The sequence below is a fragment of the Paenibacillus sp. FSL K6-0108 genome (assembly GCF_045040695.1).
In the GTDB taxonomy this organism is placed as follows: Bacteria; Bacillota; Bacilli; order Paenibacillales; family Paenibacillaceae; genus Paenibacillus; species Paenibacillus pabuli_B.
Window position 1 is genome coordinate 4,415,853 of the sequence record NZ_CP150288.1, and the last position, 21,383, is coordinate 4,437,235.

Genomic DNA, 21,383 nt, shown 5'->3' on the forward strand with positions numbered 1-21,383 from the left:
ATCAATGGATCCTCATGATCATATATTTGGTATAGGCATCCTTGACTTCTTTGACTTTGGAACGACCTATGGGCAATTCACTTCCATTTAACATGACTACCTGGGTGCCCGCAAACTTCTGCACATGCATCAGATTGATGATAATTGAGCGGTGAATTTGCAAAAAGCCGTGGTCTTTCAAAGCTTCAGCATAACTGGAAAGAATGCCTTTGGTCTCATGCGTGTGTTCTTGGGTCACAAAATTCAATTTGTTTTTGATTGTTAAACTCTTCATGACCTCAATCCAGAGAATATCATCATATTTCAGCAGCAACTCTTCATAGTCTGACTTGATCAGTACATACTTTTTGTCCATCGCTTGGAAATATTGGCACAGCTTAATCATCTTTTCTTCAAAGATCTGTGGCTGAATCGGCTTAATTAGATATTGAAACGTCATCACATCGAAGCTTTCAACCATATACTCCGGGTAACTGGTCAGAAACATAATCTGTACGTCCAACTGTTTCATATTTCTGATTTCTTTGGCTGTCTGGATTCCGTTCATTCCGCTCATCTCCACATCCATAATGAGAATATGGAACGTGTCCCCAACGTTTTTATAATGAGAGACCAGCTGTTCACCTGAAGCAAAGAATGTAATTTGGAAATCAATATTCGTTTTGAGAGACAAAGAGATCAACATCGTTTTCACAAGCTCTCTTTGTTTCTCCTCATCATCACAGATAGCAACATTGAACATGCTTGAACATCCGCCTTTCCTTGTTATACACTCTGAATTTCACTCTCGAATATACTATTTTATCATAGGTTTCGGAGCAAATATGGGATGAAATGCATTATTCAGACCCTAAAATGCTGGACCCATAAAAACGTATCCCAATAAAACAAAAAGGCCGCTAAAATAGCGACTTTTAATGGGATAATGTTTCTTGGCCCCTCAACACAAGCCTGCGATTATGTCTCCCGGCTTGGTATTTTTCTTTTTAAATGCTTCCTTAGTTAGTTCATATTCCCTTTTTGTACGCCCTCATTGCAAAAAAGTATGCTACGAGCAAAATCCCAATACACCATGCAAGAGCGATCCATATATCATTGCCAACCGGCTGATCTGACAGTAACGCACGAATGGCTTCCACGATCGCCGTCACCGGCTGGTTTTCGGCAAAGGCGCGAACAACCGATGGCATCGACTCGGTCGGCACAAAGGCCGAGCTGATAAATGGCAGGAAGATAATCGGGTAGGAAAAGGCGCTTGCGCCATCCACCGTTTTAGCGGACAGACCTGCAATTGCTGCGACCCAAGTCAATGCCAGCGTAAACAGCAAGAGTATGCCGGCTACCGCAAGCCATGGCAGAATTCCTGCCGATGAACGAAAGCCCATAACAAGCGCTACGAGAATGATGACAATGACCGATATGGCGTTGGATACCAGTGAGGTCAGCACATGTCCCCACAGAACGGCGGATCGTGAAATCGGCATAGTATGAAACCGCTCCATTATGCCCCGTTGCACATCGGTGAACAGACGGAAAGCCGTGTAGGATACTCCGCTGGCAATCGCAATCAGGAGTATGCCGGGCAACAGGTAATTCACATAGTTATCCGTTCCGGCTTGAATGGCGCCGCCTAACACATAGACGAACAGCAACATCATTGCGATCGGCATGACGGTGACCGTGACGATGGTGTCCATACTGCGGGTAATATGACGCATGGAGCGCCCGAGCATAACACCCATATCGCTAAACAAGTGTTTCTTTACGACTTCCATTTACATGGCCTCCTTCTTACCGACGATTGCGAGGAATATCTCCTCTAATGACGGCTGCTTTTCAACATACTCCACCTTGGCTTGTGGGAACAGCTTTTTCAGCTCCGAGAGCGTGCCATTCGCGATAATCCTGCCTTCGTGCAAAATGGCAATTCGGTCAGCAAGCTGCTCAGCCTCCTCCAAATACTGTGTAGTGAGAAATATCGTCGTACCTCCGGCGGCAAGCTCCCGGACAATATTCCAAACCTCGATCCGCGACTCGGGGTCAAGCCCAGTGGTCGGCTCGTCGAGGAAAACGATCTGTGGTTTTCCCACGAGACTCAAGGCGATGTCGAGCCTGCGGCGCATACCACCTGAATACATGGATGCCCTGCGGTCGGCAGCCTCAGTCAGACCAAAACGTGTAAGCATATCGTCTGCAACCTGACGCGGATTTTTGAGGTAACGCAGCTTGGCAATCATGATCAGATTTTCCCGCCCGGTCAGCATTTCATCCACGGCGGCAAATTGCCCGGTCAGACTGATCTCCTGTCGCACCTTGTCGGGTTTGGATGCAACGTCGAATCCGTTTACGGTGACAGTTCCGCTGTCTGGTTTGAGCAACGTGGTGAGAATTTTAACAACCGTTGTCTTGCCTGCCCCATTGGAGCCGAGCAGGGCAAAAATACTGCCCTTATCCACCTCAAAGTCTACGCCCTTTAGAACTTGCAGCTGCTTGTAGGACTTTTGCAGCCCAATCACTTGAATCGACTTGTTTAGCATGTTTTCCCCTCCTTATATAACGGTTACCTTTGACAAATCGGCATCCATGCCTTTAAGGGCGGCATAGGTCAGTTTATCCATCATCGCGCCATCAAAGCAGATGGTATTGATGGCACGGTAATACTTCTTGGAGAGCACGGACACAGGGAAAGACACATTTTTGAGGGTCGCGTCCTTAAACGTAACTTTGTTTAGCGCCGATTTGTCAAACTTGACGCCGATAAAGGTTTGCCCGTCAAAACACACCCCTCCCAGATCGGAAGATTTGAACTCCACGCCGTCAAAGATACAGTTTTCAAAGATGGTTTTTCTGAGATCGTTCATGGTCAGCTTAACGTCGGTCAGTTTTACATCTTTGAATTTTGCTCCGTCCAGCCCCGATTTGCTGATATTGGTACGAACAAGGATGGACTTATGGAAGCTCGCATGCGATAGGTCAAGGGTGGAAAGGCTGCAATCCGTCAGATTGGCCTGGTCAAAAATAGCTTCACGGACATCACTGCTCGCAAATGTGCTCCCAGTCAAGTCAGCACCCGTAAAGTCAGAGCCCTGTAACGCACTCGCTTCAAATTTCCCTTTATGCGCGATAACACCCGCAAAGTCACTCTTCACCAGGTTGCTCGCGCTTAAATTGGTTACCACCTGCCGTTCCAGCGATCGGGAAAGGTTAGCCACCTCTTGTACCGTTTGCTCAATGTCGCCGATGCTTTCAATGGTCATCTCAAAAGCGGTTTCATCGTCCTTGCCTTCGGCTTTAAGTTCATGGAACCGCTCCTGCAGATCGGAAAGCAGGTCAGCTTTTAATTCGGTGACACTTTTTACCCCATCGTATGGTGCGAACACACCGTTCAAATAGTTGTTCAATTTGTCATTCATCACATCAACTCTCCTTATAATAAATTTTCAAGCACACGCTTTGCATACTCCCAGTTGCTTTTGTTGCGGGCATAAGCCAATTTGCCCTTTTCAGTAATCCTAAAATATTTACGCCGTCCGCCCTGAGATTCATCGCCCCAATACCACTCGATATCACCGTCGGCTTCAAGCCGACGTACGCTGGAGTACATCGTGGCTTCTTTTAATTCATACTCTCCACCCGAGCGCTGGCCAATCAGCTTGACTATTTCATAGCCGTATCGGTCAGCTTCGGATAAAAGTCGTAAAATCATTGTGTCGGTATGGCCGCGCAGCAGGTCGGATGTGATTTTGTTATCGCTCATGTAAGCACCTCCACATCTGCATCATACGATATACTACTGTGACTGTCAAGGTAGTGTTTTAATTATAATACTCTGTTGAATGCACCTCTGTGTTTGTCTGTACGGTTTGGTCAAGGACATACAGCGTTAAAACTCAAAAAAGCCGCAACTATGCGGCTTTTGATCGTGTATACTCTTGTCGGCTTATCTCGTGTTAATCAACATTAGATACATCATCTGATCAGCTATGGATATAAGTTAAGTTAATGTCCATACATTATCTCTAAGTTAATTGCTGCGCAATCTCCCAGACATGTCCTGCAGGATCTGTGAAGGTGGCTGTACGTACTCCCCAAGGCCGATCCACCGGACCATTAAGCAGAGCAACACCAAGTGGTTTCAATTCGTTACACACTGCATCCACATCTTCCACTCGGATGGTGAATTGGAAACGAGATCCGGATTCTCGACTTGCGACTGTTCCAGGATGGATCAGACCGTGTGCTTCGGAAATATTCAGGAGGTTAATACTCATATTTCCGAAGTTGAATACGGCAGAAACATCGTCTTCATATACAGCGAACATTCCGAATACGTCTTGATAGAATGCCCTCACCTGAGGCAAATCCTCCACAAACAACGTTATAACATCCACATTCATTGATCCTAATGTCCTCATGGGTACACCCCTTCACATACACTTTTGTTTACGTTAATACGCTCCTTTAATTACAAAAAAACGACCCCCGGATGGTTCCAGCTAATTTAGATTTCTGTCTGGCAAACTTAAACTTCCCTTCTTACTCCTTTGGTACCTCCATCCCCTCAGAAAGCTTAAAACCAACGGCCCGCAAACCAACCATAGACACATTTTTGAAATCAACAATATATGACATTTCCATCTCTCCTAATCGTTATTTCCTAACAACTGGAATCCACATTTCACCAAATACCAAGCCGTTTCGCTGCCCCATCTCAACCGTTGCATTTGGTCCACCAACGTAGGCATAACTCTCTTCTTGTGGCAGGACTTGACCGAAAGCAATGCCAGTAAGGTGATTACTCAACTCCTCAGCCGTTTCCCCTTCACCCTTAACAACCAGGTATTCACCCTTAGGGAACTGGATCACTCGGGTTGCTTCTGGCAGAGATGCTTCTGTCATAACGCCAGCATAATGCATCATTTTGTTATTCACCGCTTCGTTCACAGCAAAAATGTAGTCATTTGTCGCTAGTGCTTTTAAAGTGTCGAGGCTTCCATCTTGTTTCACAGTCGACCAAAAATCCGCCTTTTCTTTGTTGATGCCAGCAAAGTCTGTGTAGGAGCTCTTAAGCTCAGTTCCAATTCCTAAAACGATAAAGCTGTCTTTCTCTTCAAAATGATAATTACTCATCATGAACACCGTCCTCTTTAAATTTATCAATGGATTTGTCTTTTCACTTGATGGGTTTATAATAAACTTAAATCATGTCAAAATATGATACTGTTTAGGGGGCCCAATGAAAAAAGTTGAACGGATTAATATCATCATGCGCTATATCAACAACCGCGCCCACTTTACCATCTCTGAAATCATGCAAGAATTTAACATTTCTCGTTCGACAGCTATCGTGATATTAAAGAAATTGAAGGCATGGGCATGCCACTAGTCGCTGAAGTCGGGAGGGAACCTGTATCGCGAGAAAAGTCTATGGCTAATTGAAGGCTTTGACTTAGAGGATGAGAAGAGACGGATTATATCCGTCGACAATCTCACACAAATAGAACCATACCCAAAGAAAAAAAAGGTAAGTAAGAAAAAGATTTTAGAACAACTCAGCAAGCAGGAAGAGGTAATCAACCTTGTCCTTGAACTTGGTCCAAAGGCGATTGCTCAGTTCAAAAAACACCATCCTTTAAACTGTTCACTTGCTTATACGAATCCTTACCAAACCACAGCTATTATAAAGACATGTATCAATGTTAATCATTTAGAAGAATTAACCGAAATAACCAATTGGTTGCTTTTTCTAGGTGGAGATATCAAGGTCAAGGAGATTCCGGAAGAAATCCTAAACGGTATACAAGAGAGATTAAGCTTATTCTGCCCATAAACCATGTTCAGCTTCCCCCTCTTCTCTGTTTGCCACATATATTGCATTTCAATTCATTGTCAAAATAACAACAAAGCCGATCAATTTTTCTCCATTGATCGGCTTTGCTTGATACCTGTTTCTCATTTATTCAAGCTGAATGCTATTATTCCTACCAACCGCGGTTGGACATGCGCTCCTCAGGAGACAATTTGGAAATTTCAATCCCTTTCATAGGAGCTCCCAGGTTTTTGGATACTTCGGCAATCAGTTTGTAATCCGTGTAATGTGTTGTAGCTTCAACGATGGCACGAGCGAATTTCTCAGGGTTATCGGATTTGAAAATACCGGATCCTACAAACACTCCGTCTGCTCCCAGATGCATCATAAGTGCTGCGTCTGCTGGAGTGGCTACACCGCCTGCTGCAAAGTTAACGACAGGAAGTTTTCCATTTTCGTGAACATCACGCAGCAGTTCATAAGCTACACCCAAATTTTTCGCTTCAGCGTATAACTCGTCCTTGGACATGTTTGTCACTTTGCGGATCTGACTGTTAATCAGACGCATATGACGAACGGCCTCAACAATGTTGCCCGTTCCAGGTTCACCTTTGGTACGAATCATCGATGCGCCTTCGCCAATACGGCGAAGAGCCTCTCCCAAATCTTTGGCTCCACAGACAAATGGTACGGTGAACTCTTGTTTATCGATATGGAATACCTCGTCTGCAGGCGTCAAAACTTCACTTTCGTCGAGATAATCTACCCCAAGTGACTCAAGCACTTTGGCTTCTATGTAATGACCAATACGCGCTTTAGCCATAACAGGAATAGATACAACTTTCATAACCTCTTCCACGATGGTTGGATCTGCCATACGAGCTACACCGCCGGCTGCCCGAATATCGGAGGGTACCCGTTCAAGAGCCATAACAGCTGTTGCTCCTGCCGCTTCGGCTATTTTAGCTTGCTCTGCATTCATGACGTCCATGATGACGCCGCCTTTTTGCATCTCAGCCATTCCTCTTTTTACACGATCTGTACCTGTTTGCATTATTGTATTCCTCCTAATTAACTTTTATTGTTTCACTTCCAACTATGATTTAGTATAAAATGAGAATGGACAACTAAAAAGATCCAATATTTTCGGTTTTTATTGTACCACTTATAAAATAATCTCTGGAGGGCATATGCAATTTCATGTAGCTTACAGTTCATATTTGAACCGAAAATATACCAAGATGAAAGCTCTCTACCAAGCCATTCGTGACGCTATTCAAGAAGGTAATCTGGTGCATGGCGAGAAGTTACCCTCTACAAGAGAGCTAGCTGCGACGTATCACATTTCCCGCGGTACAGTGAATCAGGTATATGATACGTTGACTGCTCAAGGTTACATCCATTCAGAGCATGGAAGAGGAACCTTTGTTGCTTATCAGTTGGATTTAAGCAATGATGCATCCACAGTGAAAACTTGTACTCATCATTTATCTGCTTGGGGAAATCGTATTCAGCAGTTTGAACAACAGGCCACTCAAAGAAATACACAAACCATTGCACAAACAAGTGATCCCAAAATTGAGAGCGGCGAAGCTGTTATCGATTTTAGCAAATATCAGCCTGATTTTTCCAAATTTCCATATGATGAATGGAACAATCGATTGTATGCAGAGATACGTCATCGTGAGCATCACATGAAATCAAACTCCGCGGTTAGTTCAACAGGAGATCCGAAATTGAGAGAAGCCATTGCTGCCTACCTTCGGAGGATGCGAGGGATACAAGTCGATGCGGACCATATTGCAGTGACTGCAGGTTCCATGCAAGCGATAGCTCTGCTCACTCAATTACTTGCAGATCCAGGGGATTATGTCGTAACGGAGAGCCCTTGTTATGTCGGAATTTCAAAAGCCATTTTGGCTGCAGGTGCGAGGCTAATTGAAGCCAATCTCGATGGTCAGGGAGTTGTACCCCAAAACTGGGATGCACGTATGTTGTTTGTCACACCGTCACGACAATTCCCTACGGGCGAAATGCTTAGCCTTGAACGCAGACAAACCTTGCTGGATTGGGCACATCGTCAGGATGCGATGATTGTCGAGGATGATTATGACAGTGAATTCCGTTACCGCGGGATGCATGTTGAACCTTTGAAAACCCTGGATAAAGCGGGACGTGTAATCTACTTGGGCAGCTTCACAAAAACCTTGCCTTTTGAAGTTCGGCTTGGTTATGTGGTTCTACCATCCGCACTGGCGGACACCTTTAGAAAGGCACAAGCATTATACGAGCCAAGACCCGTCAATCTAATCGAACAGCGGGCATTGGCTGCATTTATGACAAGCGGTCAATACGAGCGTCATTTGCGGAGAATGAATCGTCTATACAGTCGCAAATTTCATTTGTTACTCAAACTTTTGAATCAGCAGCTCTCGACATGGTTTGATTGGGTGGAAAATGAAGCGGGTCTTCATGTGTTTGGCTGGTGGCGAGGTGATGCCTCCACTTATGAACTCTTTCGGGCATCGGCCAGGTCAGAAGGGGTAGTATACTCAGAAGTCAGCAGTTCAACACCTGACGGTATGAAGTATGGTATATATTTATCATTTGCACATTTGTCAGATGTTCAATTACAGGGTGGTGTATCCAAATTAAAAAATGCCGTCACAGCGCCATTGTAAGGTACTATGTCTCTTTCGTCTCTCCAAACTGAACACCAAAAAATCCCCTCTTTTGTACAGGTAGAGTCCACAGTTATGGAATCTCTATTGACCTGTCACCCTGAGGGGATTTATTGACTAATGTGTAGGTTCTGCTTAACGCATCCCACTTTTCATTCGATTATTTATTGAAAGTAACCTTCTCCGAAGCGCCATCAAGAATGATTGACGTGTCCCGCGGCTTCGTTTCCGCGATTTTGCGGCCACCTCTATATGAGTAGAGTACGCCAGCCTGTTTGCGAACGGCCTCGTATTCATTCTCTGCTTCTAGAACGATGAAGTTGGCAGGCTTACCTTCTTCAATCCCGTATACATCCTCAATATGCAGCGTTCTTGCGCTGTTCTTCGTAATGAGATCGACTGAGTTTACGATTTGATCATAACCGAGCAGCTGCGAAGCATGGATTCCCATGTGCAGTACTTGAAGCATGTTGCCCGTTCCTAGCGGATACCAAGGATCAAAGATGTCATCATGGCCGAAGCATACGTTAAGACCCGCTTCCTGCAGCTCTTTGACGCGAGTCAGACCTCTTCTTTTTGGATACGTGTCGAAGCGTCCTTGCAAGTGAATGTTGACCAGCGGATTGGAGACAAAATTGAGGTCAGCCATCTTCAGCAATCTGAATAATTTGTACGTATATGCGTCATTATATGATCCCATCGCAGTCGTGTGACTTGCAGTCGTACGAGATCCTAGTCCGCGTTCGTAGGCTTCCTTGGCAACGACTTCCACGAAGCGGGATTGCTCATCATCGATCTCGTCGCAATGGATATCGATAAGACGGTCATATTTTTCAGCAAGGTCAAAGGCAACCTTCATCGAATCGACGCCGTATTCCCGCGTGAATTCGAAGTGCGGAATGCCGCCGACCACATCAACGCCCATTTTCAGTGACTCTTCAAGCAGCTCTGCACCGTTCGGATAGGAATGAATGCCTTCCTGTGGGAACGCCACAAGCTGGATATCGATGTAGGGTGCCATCTCTTCTTTTACTTCAAGCATCGCTTTGACTGCCGTTAAGCTAGGATCTGTAACGTCTACATGTGTCCTAACATGTTGAATTCCTTGTGCCATCTGCCATTTCAGTGCTGTTTTGGAGCGGGTTTTAACATCTTCATGCGTCAGGAATGCCTTGCGTTCCGACCAGCGCTGAATGCCTTCGAACAGCGTTCCGCTCAAATTCCATTCAGGCTCACCAGCCGTTAACGTTGTATCCAGATGGATGTGAGGCTCAATGAACGGCGGAAGTACAAGTGAACCATTGACGTCAAGCACTTCCTCATTTACAGTTGCTTGCAGCTCCTGCGTGATTTGTTCGAACTTCCCTTCCTTCACGACGATATTCCATAAACCTTCTTTACCCCGCAATTTTGCGTTCTGGATAATCATTTATTTTCCCCTTTTCATTGTTGGATTCTTGGTTAGGAATGATCAGCATCAACACGATGTAGGCCACTGCCGTACCGATCAGTGCATTTAATGGAGTTACTCCTGGAGCTAATTGGGCGTAAGCAACGCCGATGGCCCAAGCGACCATCGCTACCCAGTTTACCGTCTTGAAATTCATGTCAGCAAACGGTTTATAGTTTCTACGCTTTACAAAGAAGTAGTCCGCGATGATAATCGCCCCAATGGACGGTACCGCTGCGCCCAGCACATTCAGGAAACTGACGAAATTGTTGTACATCCACATGGCAAATACAGTACCCACAATGCCGTTTACGATGACGAAGAATTTTTTCGAAATTTTGGTGATGTTGGCAAAACCCAGGCCCGAAGCGTATAAGGCATTATCGTTGGTTGTCCAGATATTCAGTCCAAGAACGATGATCGCGGGAATGAGCAAACCTTGCAGGAACATGACCTCAGAGATATCAGCCAGATTATATGCCATCGCACCGACTGCCCCGAACAGGAACATGAGCGAGTTTCCAAGGAAGAAGGCGATAACCGTTGCCGTAACCGCTTGGCGGGACGTCCGGGAGAATCGGGCAAAATCAGGCGTCAGCGTTCCGCCACTAATGAATGAACCGATACAAATGGTCAATGCTGCTGCCGCGGTAAGCGTCTCAGTCGGCGTGTAATCAAGTAATCCTTGCAGACCACCCAGCGAGCCTGCACCTTTGAACATGGAGTAACCACCGAGAATGGCAATAGCCGGAACTGCGATATAACCCAAGATAACGAGTGACTTCATACCGAAGATGGCTGATGCCGTCATGGCCAGACCAAACAGTAAAATCAACAGGTACACGTTCCAATCCATCGCTTTGGCGACCGGAATTGCGAACATGGCCACCCCTACTCCGAACCATCCGACTTGCGTGAAGCCCAGCAGGAAGGAAGGTAAGTACGATCCTTTATTACCGAACGCATATTTTGCCAGCAAATGTGTAGACAGTCCCGTTTTGGCAGCAATATGCGCCAGTGCTCCTGTATAAATCCCGAGCACCAAGTTACCCGCAAGCACGATGCCAATAAATTCCATAAACGTTAAGCTTACTCCAAGCGTCCCTCCTGCCAGCATGCTTGCCGAGAAGAAAGTGAATCCCAACATGACGGACAACGTCTTCCAAAAATGGTTTCTCTGCGTTTTTGGCACTTCCTGCCATGAAAACTCTTGATCTTGTTTGCTCATCAGAATACCTCCAAGTTAAAGTGTATCTGATACCAAAAAAGCAGAAAAAAGAGGCTACTCGTCAAGTTACACACTGACAAGTAGCCTCTTTTTGCATCATAATCCGCGCGAAGACACAGAGCATCCCTAACGGTATATGCCCCGAATCACGCGTGATTATAAAATCCGCTGCCCTTGCCAGCCTCTCTGGACTGAATTAAAGGTACCAGTATTCAATTACATTCTATTATTTTGGAAAAACCTGCAGTTGTCAATGTCATTATTATCCAACGCTTATTAATTCCTTATACAGCAAACTATTTTGATCACGGATACTCCGATTACCCATGAGAGGTACTGACGGTTCTGGTTCTCCCTTCTATTTTTACTAAGAAAGGACTGGTACCTGTGCTAGCAAATGAAAAAATGGCTATGTTAAACTTTGTTGTTGATATTTGATGATTACGAACAAGCGTTCTATAATAAGGGCAATATACTGTTCGGAGATGATTTGCCCATGGATTTAAAGGAACTGAAAAAGCTTGCTGATACATTGGACGATAATGGTAAGCGAGAACTTATCTACTTTTTGCATTCCCGAACCAAGGGAGTGGCACTTCCAGTTCGAGCGATTGATGAAATTCAAGAGCAGAAGCATAAAGATGGACTTGTTTGCCCGCATTGCAAAAACCATTCTGTTGTTCGATTTGGAAAGTACGCTGTAAGAACACGCACTGGAGAGGTTAAACGTCAACGTTACCGTTGTAAGTCCTGTCGCCAAACATTCAATGACCTTACGAACACCCCTCTGCAACGAACGAGGCACAGCAAGGAATATGAGAATACCGCATCGAATAAGAAAAATATGTTGGTCAAATCGTGCCTGTTTACTGTGACCGACACGAACACCAAACTTCGGCTTTCTGCTTATTCTTGTTAAGCTCCCTCGAAATGATTCAGTTTCCTCACTCAGGCTCATGAATTCGCAGGATTTCATCCTGTAGTTAGTACGAAGAAGAGGATGTGGGCGGAGCCGGTGGCGAAGAGACGTAAAAATAGGCATGCGGGAATAAAGGTGAGTACGGTTCCACCCATATTGTTCCATTATGCGCACGTCTCCACATCGCCCTAGCGATTCTCGCTCCCATGTCTCAACGGGTCATAGCCCTTTCATTCCTTCGTCACATCTAACTACGGGGTGGAGGTCGGTATTTCTAACGGAACGGGTCATAGCCCTTTTGCGTAACGTCTCCCGATACTCCGTGCTTCTTGTCATCCTGCGAATGCATAAGCTGGTGAGGATCGACCGACCTTAGACTGCTTGCGGGAAAACTCTTGTTGAATCATAGGCTTCGCTACTCTTAGCCAGGCCGACTAGTAGACGAGCTACTTTGCTGCATAACTTCATGATGGACTTCATCTTCTTTAGCTTTTTTCCCTCCACATTGTAACGGTGCAAAGCCTGAATTTCCGGATTTGTCATGACCATGCACATCGTCATGAGATAGAGAAAATGACGCAGACGTGGACGCCCTCGTTTACTGAGCACCATCTTTCCACGCCACTTCCCAGAACTAGCCTCCGCTAGATTCAGTCCAGCATGCCGAAGCAGTGCATTTCCATGCGAATAACCAGTTAAATCACCGGTCTCACCGAGAACACCAGCAAGACACGTAGCACTTACGCCTCGTATTTCAAGCAGTTTCTTTGTATAAGGAATACGCTTAAGAATGCTCTTCAGCTCGCTCTCAATCTGTTCAAGCTGACGCTGGGCTAGGTCATATTCATCGAGCAATTGGCCAAGATGAAGCTTGTATGCGTGGAGGGCCTGGATGGTGCCAACACTGGATTTTGCGAGTGTAATGAGCAGTTCAGCACGTTTAACGCCAGCATGCCGCTTCACGTATTGCTTCCAACCGGCCAAAACCTGTTCGGTGCTTAACAGACTGATTTCGCTCGGCAAAGGAAAAAGTCTGAGCGTTGCGATTGCGCTGGTGCAGGTAAGGATTTTAAAGACCTGGCGCAGCTCCGGAAAGACGATGTCTACCCAGCGATGAATTTGGTTAACCGCACTGTTAAGGCGTTTGGTAACTGTCTCGCGGTTTGCCATGAGAATACGTAGCTCCTCGTAGGCTTCGGGATGAAAACGAACGGGAGAGTAGTACCCGTTTTTGATCATATCTGCGATGACCAGCGCGTCCTTACGATCGCTTTTAGAAGGCGTATTGTCCCGGTTTTCTTTGTTTTTCTTGACGAGATGGGGATTAACCAGAACAGCCTCAATTCCTTTCCCCACAAGCCAGCGTGCTAGGTTGAACCAGTAGTGGCCGGTCGGCTCCATGCCAACGATGCTGCTGCTCAGATTGTGGGTCTTGAAAAGATCTTGGACCCAACGCTCGAACAACTTGAACCCCTCGCGATGGTTGCCGAACTCGAGCGGAGCACCTAAAGCAATTCCTCGGAAGTTGACAGCCCGGGCAACATGGGTTTCCTGAGCGATGTCGACGCCAACGACTAGATGGTGAACGGTAATGTTTTCAATGAGTTGATTTTGCTTATCCTGTGCCTTAAACTTCATAGTAGAGCGACCTCCTGATGGGCTTTTTGAGGCAATGACCTCGTGCGTAATCCCATCGTACTGGAGGCGCTCGTTTTTGTTCAAACGCCAAATTATTCGTTTTACAGGAATTCTAACGGGCAGTTATGCGTAACTTTCTGGGAATTTAAACATCTAAATAACGTAAGGAACGAGGAGGCAGACAATTCATGGGAGGAACGAATGTATGGGATGCGGAGTGGGAGGTTAACGAAGAGCAGGCGCGGACGCTGATCGGCAGACAATTCCCTCAGCTGTCATCGAAGCAAGTGAAGCGATTGGGCTGGGGCTGGGACAATACGGTTTTTCTCATCGGTGACGAGTATGTGTTCCGGTTTCCAAGAAGAACGATTGCAGTTGGCTCGATTCGTATGGAAGGGAAGCTGCTGCCGAAGCTGGAGGCATATATGACCATCCCCTATCCGAAACCGTTGTTTTATGGCGAAGCAAGTGACGAATACCCGGCACCATTTCTTGGCTATGCCTACGTGCCAGGAGATTTCCCAATCGGTTTGACGGAAGAACGCCGGGCTTTATCGGCAGAGACGCTGGCGAAATTTTTGCGGAGATTGCATGAGTTTCCGGTGCAGGCGGCGCTGAAGTGCGGAGTTCAGCAAGATCATCGAAACTTGACGGACATAGCATCGCGCAAAGTGAAATTGGAGGGCTTTCTATCGAAGGTGGTTGAACACTTGTCACCGGAGGAGTCCGGTGTGATCGAAGCGTATATTAGCAGGCTGCAAAAGGACCGTGTCGAGGCGGTGAATGCACTGCTACATGGCGATCTTCATTTCAAAAATATGCTTGTGAATGAGAACGGGATCGTTTCCGGCATCATTGATTGGGGCGATCTGAGCGTAGGTCATCCGGCTTGCGATTTGAGCGTTGCTTATAGCTTTTTACCACCTTACGCTCGCGGCGTGTTTTTCGAAACGTACGGAGGAGCGGACGAGGAAACGAAGCTGCTGGCGCGGCTGATCGCGGTATACATCCCCATACTGATCTTAATGCAAGCGGTCGATGACGGGAATGAAACGATTGCGGCAGAAGCGAAATCCAACATCATGCGGGCACTGTCGGATTAGGCTCATTATTTCGTTTCGGCTATGGGGCTATGGCTATCGGCACCATGTTGTCGTTTAAAGTCCGCGATAAGGTACGATCCGCCTTCTCTGATGCCGCTTTATGTTGAGAAACACGAAATTCAACAGAGTAAGTCGTTGCGCTAACGGGACACGATAGCAATAAACCGCCTTTTCAACGAAGGCGGTTTTCTTATGGTCAAATATCAACATTAGAATTTATCATAGCCATTTTTTAAAACATTTTTACGATTTTACAAAATGTGTTCAACAGCTTCTGGTAATACTCTCTCGTATTCCTTAAATAAGACATAACGATTAACACCTCTGGATGAGTGAAGTGCTTCATGAGCATGCTGGACGGCAGTTTCGCGATTGCCTGCTTTGTGTTCAATTCCTGCGAGCAGTGTTGATCTCATCCACTGTTTTTTAATGGATTGAAGTGTTTCTCGCGCTTCATCACTTTTCCCGTCCTCCAAGAGTAGAATGGTTTCGTAATATGTACGGTAGTCTGATAAGTGCATGTTCTGCACAGCTTCGTGAACGGCCATCATGTCCTTGCGATAAAATCCGTAAGCTGCACTATATGTTGCCTTCGTCGCTTTCTGCGTATACTTGCTTCTGATCTGTTCCATAATGAGCTCAGCCTCGTCATCGAGTCTGTTCGCAAAAACATAATAAATGTAAACCCCAGGTGTATTTTGCTGTTTGCGTAAGAAACTCTCCACACGGTCTATACGTGTTTCCAATGATAAAGGATAATAATAGCGCAACATAAACATGATAAGAGCGGCTACAAGCACAACCCCTAATGTCAAAATTAGAGAATAATCATTCCAGGTCATAAACAAAACAAAGACAAACACAGCCAAATAAAAGACGAATTCACCCCAAGAGTTCCTCATATGTCTCTCCTTCGAATAGTAAAATAACAAGCAAGTTATATTATATCAAAATTAATTTCCCTTTTTGTATAATGTTAGGAAATAAAAATCATGAAGAACACTCTATCCCGTCTTAAAATCAAGTCCGGGAAGATTAACCCCTACAACAAAAAAGTCGCTATAATAGCGACTTTCAGTGTAAACATGTGAATTTATTTTTGTGCACCTAATAGTTCTTCAAAAGCTTTTATGTTCGTGTCAAAATGAGGAACGGTTTGTGTTTCTTCAGCAGATTTGACCAGTTTTACAACTAAATCATTATAAGGTGTCGCAATTCCGGTGCCTTCTGCTTTGCTTGAAACTACTCCGTTAATGTAATCAATTTCCGTTTTGCGGTTCTTCTCCAGATCTTGAAGCATGCTTGCTTTGAGCAGTCTGGAGGGCTCCATCACATAACGTAATGTTTTCACCCGCTCGGGGATATCGTCTTCGCTGTTCAGTTCAAGTGAGGCGATGTCGAATCCATTCATTTTAACCAAAGTGACTCCATTGGCGCGAGCAACTTTAATCGTCTCGTCCGCAATATGAGCCGCACTCGCAATGCCAGCTTCATGATCCATAATGTTCCCATATTCCCCATTCAATGCAGCGGATAATCCACTGAATGCATTGTTGATCAGCAATTTGGACCATTTGGTTCCCACCAGGTTATCAGAAATATGTGTTCCACCCACAAGGTCCAACACCGATTTCACGCGTTGAATTCGTTCGGTCATCTCACCATTTAATTCGCCAATCTGAAAAGCATACTGCTTAAATTGCGTATACTCCGTTGTGAGACTGGATACACCTGGTTCAATGAACGTAGCGCCAAACTCAACGGAGCCTGCAACGACGCGTTGTTCACCCACGATGTAAGCCACTTTTTCTTCCGGAATCCCGTTCTGCAAGGAACACACTATACTGTCTTCGTTCAAGAATGGAAGTAATTCCTGAAGAATGGAATCGTTATACAGTTGTTTGGTCAAAAGTAAAACGAGGTCATATTGTCCTGATTTCTGCTCAGGAGTAATGGCTTTTACTTTTGCCTGAAACTCCGTGGTACCGGTCACTTTAGCGCCCGTCTGATTTAAAGCATCTACATGTTCCTGATATGCATCAATTAACTCAACGTCCATTCCGCCATCCGCAAGGTATGCGCCTACAATGGTTCCCAAAGATCCTGCTCCTACAATTGCAATTCTCATTTTATTGTTCCTCCTTATTTCTCTTCCAAGTAGTTATATACAGGTTGTGCAGCGTTCAAGGTTAAGTTGGTGAGGATATGAGAAGTGGACACAACTTCCAACACAGGCAGATCTGCAAGAGGTGCCAACGCATGTTCAAACAGTTGAAGCCTGGCAGGTCCTGTCCAGGCCTCCTTCACTTCGATATCCGTAATTTGAGTACGGATCAGATCACATATTCTTAAATTCCCGGTATAGTCGGTAGCAATCTTAATCATAAAATTAGGTCGGCATATTTCGCGTTTGGCGAGCTCCTTATCCATCTCCACATGTTTATATCCCATGGTTGCCGTGGCTACACGCAGCGTTCCATAATCAAGTGTGCCGACAAGTGTATCTGAATCGGTATACAACTTGGGCGCACCCAGCTTTTTCGGATAGGCGGTGAGCTCTCGACCACTTGCAATCGCGGGGAAATTGTCTACATACATCGAATGCACATAATCGCCTTCCTCCCCATTGAATTGCACAGGGATAACTTGTCCAGCCTCTGTATAGGCACCCAGTCCGGAAACATCCGGCATCCACATCACTTCGAATTTAACCAAAGGTTCAGTAATTTCCAGGGGTTCTGGTACGGCGGCCCGCAGCGCTTTTTCATCGGTTCGGTAAATAATATTCAAGTATTCACGATTCACGAATTTGTACGGTGGCATCGGGTAAGCCGGAGCCGTTAGGGGTGTATTCAGATTTTTAGCTATGTTATTCACATCGATTTTCATCAAAGACACCTACCTTATAGATTTAATTAAGTTTTGTTATATAAAAATTTGAACTGTATCTCATAAAAAAAATTCTACATCAATATTTAAATTTAATATAATACATAATAAGTACTATATATATTTATCATAATAAATAAGGAGTGCGCGTGAATGGAATTGCTTCAGCTCAAATATTTTCAGACCGTTGCCTACACTGAACATATCTCCAAGGCAGCTGCACAATTGAATATTGCTCAACCTTCCCTAAGCTTGACGATCAAAAGACTTGAGGATGAACTGGGTACCCCCTTATTTCATAGAAGAGGACGAAACATTCAATTGAATTCCTCAGGTGAGATTCTATTGAAGCACGTAAACCGAATTTTTATCGAAATTGAAAATGCTGAGATGGAGATTAAAGCGGAGGAAAAGCAATTATCCAATACAATCAGGATCTCCATTACGAACACCCGATTTCTCACTGGCCTCATTAGTGACTACATCAACGGTTCTCCCGAAACCAAGCTTCATCAGGGTATCGGGACCCGCAGTGAAATTATTACAGGATTGAAGAAAGGTGACATGCATCTGGGCATTACAGGGCATCCGATTCAGGATGAGGAGATTGAGAGTGTTGTCCTGGTCGAGGAGGATATTGTCTTGGTTGTGCCCAGAAATCATGCATACGGCGGGGAGACAAGCATTTCATTACGTGTTGTTGCTAGTGAGCCCTTTATTTCCCTTGCGGATAATAAGGAGTACAGCCGATTTACCACCATGCTCTGTGAAAAAGCAGGCTTTCTCCCTAATCTTGCATTTGAAGTTGATTCCCATACCCTGCTCGAAATTATCAGGCTTAATCAGGGTGTTGCATTGCTTCCTATCTCCGTATGTAGAACACTCGGGTTAAGTTATGTAAAAATTGCTGATGATTCAGCGATATATCCAATTAGTCTATCCTGGGTCAAACAAAAATGGTTATCTCCTTCTGTTGGAGAATTTCGTGATTTTATTACTTCGTACTATGCAGAAAATGCGGGCCTATATAAAGTGGAGTAGAATATCTTAACAAATGAAAAATGTTAAATAATAAAAAAAGACCATGCTACTCCTCTTGAAGGGAACATGGTCTTTGATCGTTATCTACTCTTAGCTGTATTGCAGTCTATCCTTGTACCAAACGTCCGGAATCATCTCACGCTCCAGTTCCAACAATTCGTGGATGATCTTGTCTGCATCACTAATGGAATTCACGAGCGGGTCGGTGAGCATCGCCCTTCTCAGTTTCTCGTAGCTCTGTCCCAGCACAGCTTCCACCGTAAGCTCATGGGTATCCAGCACAAGTTCTTGCATCCCTCTTATCCCACGCGGCATCTCGCCTACATGGAGTGGTTTCACTCCGTCCATATCTACATCGCACAGTAATTCCAGGAACGAATCCGCATTCATGTTGGTTACCGCGCCTTGATTGAGTGTATTGATGAAGAACTTTTTGCCCAAGTTCCCCACCATATTCTCGATGATATCGGTCGCATGATCCGGTCCGAACGTGTTCATGTAATCAGCAATCGGGATATTTCCAGCAAGAAAGTCCTCCACCTGACGCCACATTTCATCGTGACGCTCATACCTGTCCTCTGTCTCCCAGATCGATAATGGGGGGATTGTGTCCGCAGTTTTGCCAAGTCCTTGCCAATACCGAACGTATTCCTTCGTATGGGCCGTACAGGTAGGAATGATTCCGAAAATATCATACAGTTCGTAAGTAATTGCATCGTTAAAAAGAGCTTTTGCGCCCCGATCACCGCCGTTGTTCTCGTCACCTGCCAGCTTACGCATGGCTTCTGCGATTGTGGGCATTACATTCTTTCCTTCATATTCGGCTTTGAGCAGCCAAGTGAAATGATTGACACCAGCGATACGAAAATCGAATTTCTGGTTGATCTCTTCCGTAAACTGGCTATTGTCTCCAATGATCCCGGCTCGTACGGCGTAATAGGCTTTTTTATGCGGCATATGATGACTATCGCACAGTGCAAAAGATTTAAGCTTCGGTGCATAGCGATGTAATGCGATGCCATGCACGGTAGACGGGTTAATATAATTGATCACCCAGGCATCAGGACACAGCTCCTCAATGTCTTTGGCGCATTCCATAATAACCGGCAGTTCCCGCATCGCGCGAAAGATTCCGCCCGGGCCAATCGTATCGCCAGAACACATGCGAATGCCATACTTTAGAGAAATCTGGCAGTCGATACCCCGATATTTCACCGATTGCTCCGCAAAGCTTAGCACAACGAAGTCGGCTCCCGGAAGCACCTGTCTTCGATCCACCGAACCCTCAATCTTTAAGGACACGTTGTTCTCCCGGGCAACCCTGTCTGCCAGTGTTACCATTTTCGAGAGCCGTTCCTCATCCGTATCCACCAAAGCCAGCGTTCCCTGATTCAAATATGGGGAGTGAACCATCTGCCAGATGGACTGACGACCAAAAAACAGGCTTCCTGCTCCAATTACGACTACCTTTGGATGTTGTGTGCTTGTAACATTCATCCATAACCCCTCCTCGTAACGATATAAGTTCATTATAGGGGAGTAGGCTGGAATCGGAATGTGTGATAGTTTTCAAAACATGTCATATCGTACGATAGTTAACAAGAGATAAATCCTTTGTTATGATAGTGAAAAATAAAGGATGTCATAAAGTGGAGAGGATTAGGTTGGATTAGATGCATGCGGGAACTGTAAAGATGAGTATAATCGATGAACTTTCGGAGTATATCACACTTCGCATGAGCTCTTATTTGGAGCAAACGCACGATAGCAATTGGACGGAACACAAGTCTCATTCCGATTATGATCTGTGGTTCATTACATCGGGAGCCGTCAAGATCACCATCGATGGAATTGAACATATGGCGCAAACGGGTGACGTCGTGTTTTTTTATCCAGATATGCCCTATATTGCTTCGACGACCGGAGATCTGTGCCGATTTGTATACATGCACTTTGATTTCAGCATCGCTGAGCAGAAGCGCATTCTTGGCGAGTTTCAACTCCCGGGCATCGTACCTGGTAACCTGATTCAGGAGGAATCAACGCTGTTCACCTCGTCCTATCGAAGGTTTAAGCAGAGTAGCGGCGCTTCCGGAAGTACACTTTACATGAAAGCCGCTCTTCTTCTCGTGATCGCCAAAATTTTCGAATTACATGGGCAAGGCTTCTATCACGGTGAATTCTTGAAAGACCGAAAACCGAGGAAAATTGAAGCAAGTCTGGAAGTTCTACAGAACGTGTTCCCCTACGTGGATACGAATCTGCATCGTGCCATCCGAGTGAACGAGCTTGCGGTTATTGCCGGCGTCTCCGAAAAATATTTTATTTCTTTGTTCAAGAGAATTCTGGGTATTACACCAGGGCAGTACATCAATCAAATCAAAATGAACCGGGCCAGAGACTACCTGTACGAGAAAAAATATACGATTCAGCAAATTGCCGGATTTCTGGGTTATCCTGATCCCTTTACGTTCTCCAAAGCATTCAAAAAATTTTACAACGTACCTCCTTCCAAATTTGAATAGAGTCCTGTAGCTACACAAAGAGGCAACCGGCTTATGCCGGCTGCCTCTTTACTTGCTGCATTATGGATTATTCATCGTTTAAGATTGAGTATAGATTCCT

The 21,383-nt window shown here is 45.2% G+C and carries 19 protein-coding genes and 3 pseudogenes; 6 read left to right on the plus strand and 16 right to left on the minus strand.

Features of this window, described 5'->3' with window-relative positions; translation table 11 throughout:
* Window position 1 precedes the first annotated feature (1 nt).
* The 8 genes and pseudogenes from MHB49_RS19780 to MHB49_RS19815 form a co-directional block, all read right to left on the minus strand.
* A complete protein-coding gene (locus MHB49_RS19780; protein ID WP_405152687.1) occupies window positions 2–742 on the minus strand; it encodes a LytR/AlgR family response regulator transcription factor in 741 nt (246 codons plus the stop codon).
* Between the two features lie 265 nt (window positions 743–1,007).
* Window positions 1,008–1,775: an ABC transporter permease gene (locus MHB49_RS19785; protein ID WP_405152688.1), complete on the minus strand. Its 768-nt coding sequence runs from the start codon at window positions 1,773–1,775 to the stop codon at window positions 1,008–1,010.
* A complete protein-coding gene (locus MHB49_RS19790; protein ID WP_405152689.1) occupies window positions 1,776–2,537 on the minus strand; it encodes an ABC transporter ATP-binding protein in 762 nt (253 codons plus the stop codon).
* Between the two features lie 12 nt (window positions 2,538–2,549).
* The gene (locus tag MHB49_RS19795; protein ID WP_405152690.1) at window positions 2,550–3,413 is read right to left on the minus strand and encodes a pentapeptide repeat-containing protein; all 864 of its coding nucleotides are present in this window, start codon (window positions 3,411–3,413) and stop codon (window positions 2,550–2,552) included.
* 14 nt (window positions 3,414–3,427) lie between these two features.
* Window positions 3,428–3,757 carry a PadR family transcriptional regulator gene (locus tag MHB49_RS19800; protein WP_079349093.1) on the minus strand — a complete coding sequence of 110 codons (330 nt, stop codon included), beginning with the start codon at window positions 3,755–3,757 and terminating at the stop codon, window positions 3,428–3,430.
* Window positions 3,758–4,019: 262 nt separating this feature from the next.
* Window positions 4,020–4,415, minus strand: coding sequence for a VOC family protein (locus MHB49_RS19805; RefSeq protein ID WP_405152691.1), 396 nt, complete (start codon window positions 4,413–4,415; stop codon window positions 4,020–4,022).
* A 33-nt stretch (window positions 4,416–4,448) separates the two neighbouring features.
* A pseudogene (locus MHB49_RS19810) lies at window positions 4,449–4,587 on the minus strand (phage tail protein); the annotation flags it as partial.
* A gap of 63 nt (window positions 4,588–4,650) precedes the next feature.
* Complete coding sequence (locus tag MHB49_RS19815) at window positions 4,651–5,130, minus strand: GyrI-like domain-containing protein (protein ID WP_405157194.1); 480 nt, start codon at window positions 5,128–5,130, stop codon at window positions 4,651–4,653.
* A 106-nt stretch (window positions 5,131–5,236) separates the two neighbouring features.
* Between MHB49_RS19815 and MHB49_RS19820 the strand changes: the two are divergent.
* Window positions 5,237–5,830 (plus strand): annotated as a pseudogene (locus MHB49_RS19820) (HTH domain-containing protein).
* Window positions 5,831–5,981: 151 nt separating this feature from the next.
* Here the strand turns inward: MHB49_RS19820 and pdxS are convergent.
* Window positions 5,982–6,866 (minus strand): pyridoxal 5'-phosphate synthase lyase subunit PdxS, encoded by an 885-nt coding sequence (gene pdxS, locus MHB49_RS19825; protein ID WP_247903204.1) that lies wholly within the window; start codon window positions 6,864–6,866, stop codon window positions 5,982–5,984.
* Between the two features lie 163 nt (window positions 6,867–7,029).
* Here pdxS and MHB49_RS19830 point away from each other — a divergent pair, with 163 nt between their 5' ends.
* Window positions 7,030–8,490, plus strand: a complete 1,461-nt coding sequence (locus tag MHB49_RS19830; protein WP_405152692.1) for a PLP-dependent aminotransferase family protein — start codon at window positions 7,030–7,032, stop codon at window positions 8,488–8,490.
* Window positions 8,491–8,650: 160 nt separating this feature from the next.
* On the opposite strand, the gene MHB49_RS19835 is transcribed toward MHB49_RS19830, so the two are convergent.
* Window positions 8,651–9,919 (minus strand): cytosine deaminase, encoded by a 1,269-nt coding sequence (locus MHB49_RS19835; protein ID WP_405152693.1) that lies wholly within the window; start codon window positions 9,917–9,919, stop codon window positions 8,651–8,653.
* The gene (codB, locus tag MHB49_RS19840; protein ID WP_405152694.1) at window positions 9,888–11,168 is read right to left on the minus strand and encodes a cytosine permease; all 1,281 of its coding nucleotides are present in this window, start codon (window positions 11,166–11,168) and stop codon (window positions 9,888–9,890) included. Before codB ends, MHB49_RS19835 begins: the two co-directional genes overlap by 32 nt.
* Before the next feature lie 496 nt (window positions 11,169–11,664).
* On the opposite strand from codB, the pseudogene MHB49_RS19845 reads away from it, so the two are divergent.
* A pseudogene (locus tag MHB49_RS19845) lies at window positions 11,665–11,970 on the plus strand (IS1595 family transposase); the annotation flags it as partial.
* A gap of 489 nt (window positions 11,971–12,459) precedes the next feature.
* Here MHB49_RS19845 and MHB49_RS19850 read toward each other — a convergent pair.
* Complete coding sequence (locus MHB49_RS19850) at window positions 12,460–13,725, minus strand: IS110 family transposase (RefSeq protein ID WP_405152695.1); 1,266 nt, start codon at window positions 13,723–13,725, stop codon at window positions 12,460–12,462.
* Window positions 13,726–13,913: 188 nt separating this feature from the next.
* Between MHB49_RS19850 and MHB49_RS19855 the strand changes: the two genes are divergently transcribed.
* The gene (locus tag MHB49_RS19855) at window positions 13,914–14,828 is read left to right on the plus strand and encodes a phosphotransferase (protein ID WP_405152696.1); all 915 of its coding nucleotides are present in this window, start codon (window positions 13,914–13,916) and stop codon (window positions 14,826–14,828) included.
* Between the two features lie 251 nt (window positions 14,829–15,079).
* Here MHB49_RS19855 and MHB49_RS19860 read toward each other — a convergent pair whose 3' ends face one another.
* The 3 genes from MHB49_RS19860 to MHB49_RS19870 form a co-directional block, all read right to left on the minus strand.
* On the minus strand, window positions 15,080–15,730 hold the full coding sequence (locus tag MHB49_RS19860; protein ID WP_405152697.1) for a hypothetical protein: 651 nt from the start codon (window positions 15,728–15,730) through the stop codon (window positions 15,080–15,082).
* A 191-nt stretch (window positions 15,731–15,921) separates the two neighbouring features.
* Window positions 15,922–16,956, minus strand: coding sequence for a ketopantoate reductase family protein (locus tag MHB49_RS19865; RefSeq protein ID WP_405152698.1), 1,035 nt, complete (start codon window positions 16,954–16,956; stop codon window positions 15,922–15,924).
* 14 nt (window positions 16,957–16,970) lie between these two features.
* Window positions 16,971–17,717, minus strand: coding sequence for an acetoacetate decarboxylase (locus MHB49_RS19870; protein WP_405152699.1), 747 nt, complete (start codon window positions 17,715–17,717; stop codon window positions 16,971–16,973).
* A gap of 153 nt (window positions 17,718–17,870) precedes the next feature.
* On the opposite strand from MHB49_RS19870, the gene MHB49_RS19875 reads away from it, so the two are divergent.
* Entirely contained in the window at window positions 17,871–18,758 is an 888-nt protein-coding gene (locus MHB49_RS19875; protein WP_405152700.1) for a LysR family transcriptional regulator, read from the plus strand.
* 90 nt (window positions 18,759–18,848) lie between these two features.
* Here the strand turns inward: MHB49_RS19875 and MHB49_RS19880 are convergent, their stop codons facing one another.
* Window positions 18,849–20,255, minus strand: coding sequence for a glycoside hydrolase family 4 (locus MHB49_RS19880; RefSeq protein ID WP_405152701.1), 1,407 nt, complete (start codon window positions 20,253–20,255; stop codon window positions 18,849–18,851).
* 176 nt (window positions 20,256–20,431) lie between these two features.
* Here MHB49_RS19880 and MHB49_RS19885 point away from each other — a divergent pair, with 176 nt between their 5' ends.
* Window positions 20,432–21,283: an AraC family transcriptional regulator gene (locus MHB49_RS19885; RefSeq protein ID WP_405152702.1), complete on the plus strand. Its 852-nt coding sequence runs from the start codon at window positions 20,432–20,434 to the stop codon at window positions 21,281–21,283.
* The last annotated feature ends 100 nt before the right edge of the window (window positions 21,284–21,383 follow it).

Coding starts and splice junctions, on each gene's coding strand:
- MHB49_RS19780 (WP_405152687.1), bottom strand. CDS start 742: ATGTTCAATGTTGCTATCTGTGATGATGAGGAGAAACAAAGAGAGCTT.
- MHB49_RS19785 (WP_405152688.1), bottom strand. CDS start 1,775: ATGGAAGTCGTAAAGAAACACTTGTTTAGCGATATGGGTGTTATGCTC.
- MHB49_RS19790 (WP_405152689.1), bottom strand. CDS start 2,537: ATGCTAAACAAGTCGATTCAAGTGATTGGGCTGCAAAAGTCCTACAAG.
- MHB49_RS19795 (WP_405152690.1), bottom strand. CDS start 3,413: ATGAATGACAAATTGAACAACTATTTGAACGGTGTGTTCGCACCATAC.
- MHB49_RS19800 (WP_079349093.1), bottom strand. CDS start 3,757: ATGAGCGATAACAAAATCACATCCGACCTGCTGCGCGGCCATACCGAC.
- MHB49_RS19805 (WP_405152691.1), bottom strand. CDS start 4,415: ATGAGGACATTAGGATCAATGAATGTGGATGTTATAACGTTGTTTGTG.
- MHB49_RS19815 (WP_405157194.1), bottom strand. CDS start 5,130: ATGAGTAATTATCATTTTGAAGAGAAAGACAGCTTTATCGTTTTAGGA.
- MHB49_RS19835 (WP_405152693.1), bottom strand. CDS start 9,919: ATGATTATCCAGAACGCAAAATTGCGGGGTAAAGAAGGTTTATGGAAT.
- codB (WP_405152694.1), bottom strand. CDS start 11,168: ATGAGCAAACAAGATCAAGAGTTTTCATGGCAGGAAGTGCCAAAAACG.
- MHB49_RS19850 (WP_405152695.1), bottom strand. CDS start 13,725: ATGAAGTTTAAGGCACAGGATAAGCAAAATCAACTCATTGAAAACATT.
- MHB49_RS19855 (WP_405152696.1), top strand. CDS start 13,914: ATGGGAGGAACGAATGTATGGGATGCGGAGTGGGAGGTTAACGAAGAG.
- MHB49_RS19860 (WP_405152697.1), bottom strand. CDS start 15,730: ATGAGGAACTCTTGGGGTGAATTCGTCTTTTATTTGGCTGTGTTTGTC.
- MHB49_RS19865 (WP_405152698.1), bottom strand. CDS start 16,956: ATGAGAATTGCAATTGTAGGAGCAGGATCTTTGGGAACCATTGTAGGC.
- MHB49_RS19870 (WP_405152699.1), bottom strand. CDS start 17,717: ATGAAAATCGATGTGAATAACATAGCTAAAAATCTGAATACACCCCTA.
- MHB49_RS19875 (WP_405152700.1), top strand. CDS start 17,871: ATGGAATTGCTTCAGCTCAAATATTTTCAGACCGTTGCCTACACTGAA.
- MHB49_RS19880 (WP_405152701.1), bottom strand. CDS start 20,255: ATGAATGTTACAAGCACACAACATCCAAAGGTAGTCGTAATTGGAGCA.
- MHB49_RS19885 (WP_405152702.1), top strand. CDS start 20,432: ATGCATGCGGGAACTGTAAAGATGAGTATAATCGATGAACTTTCGGAG.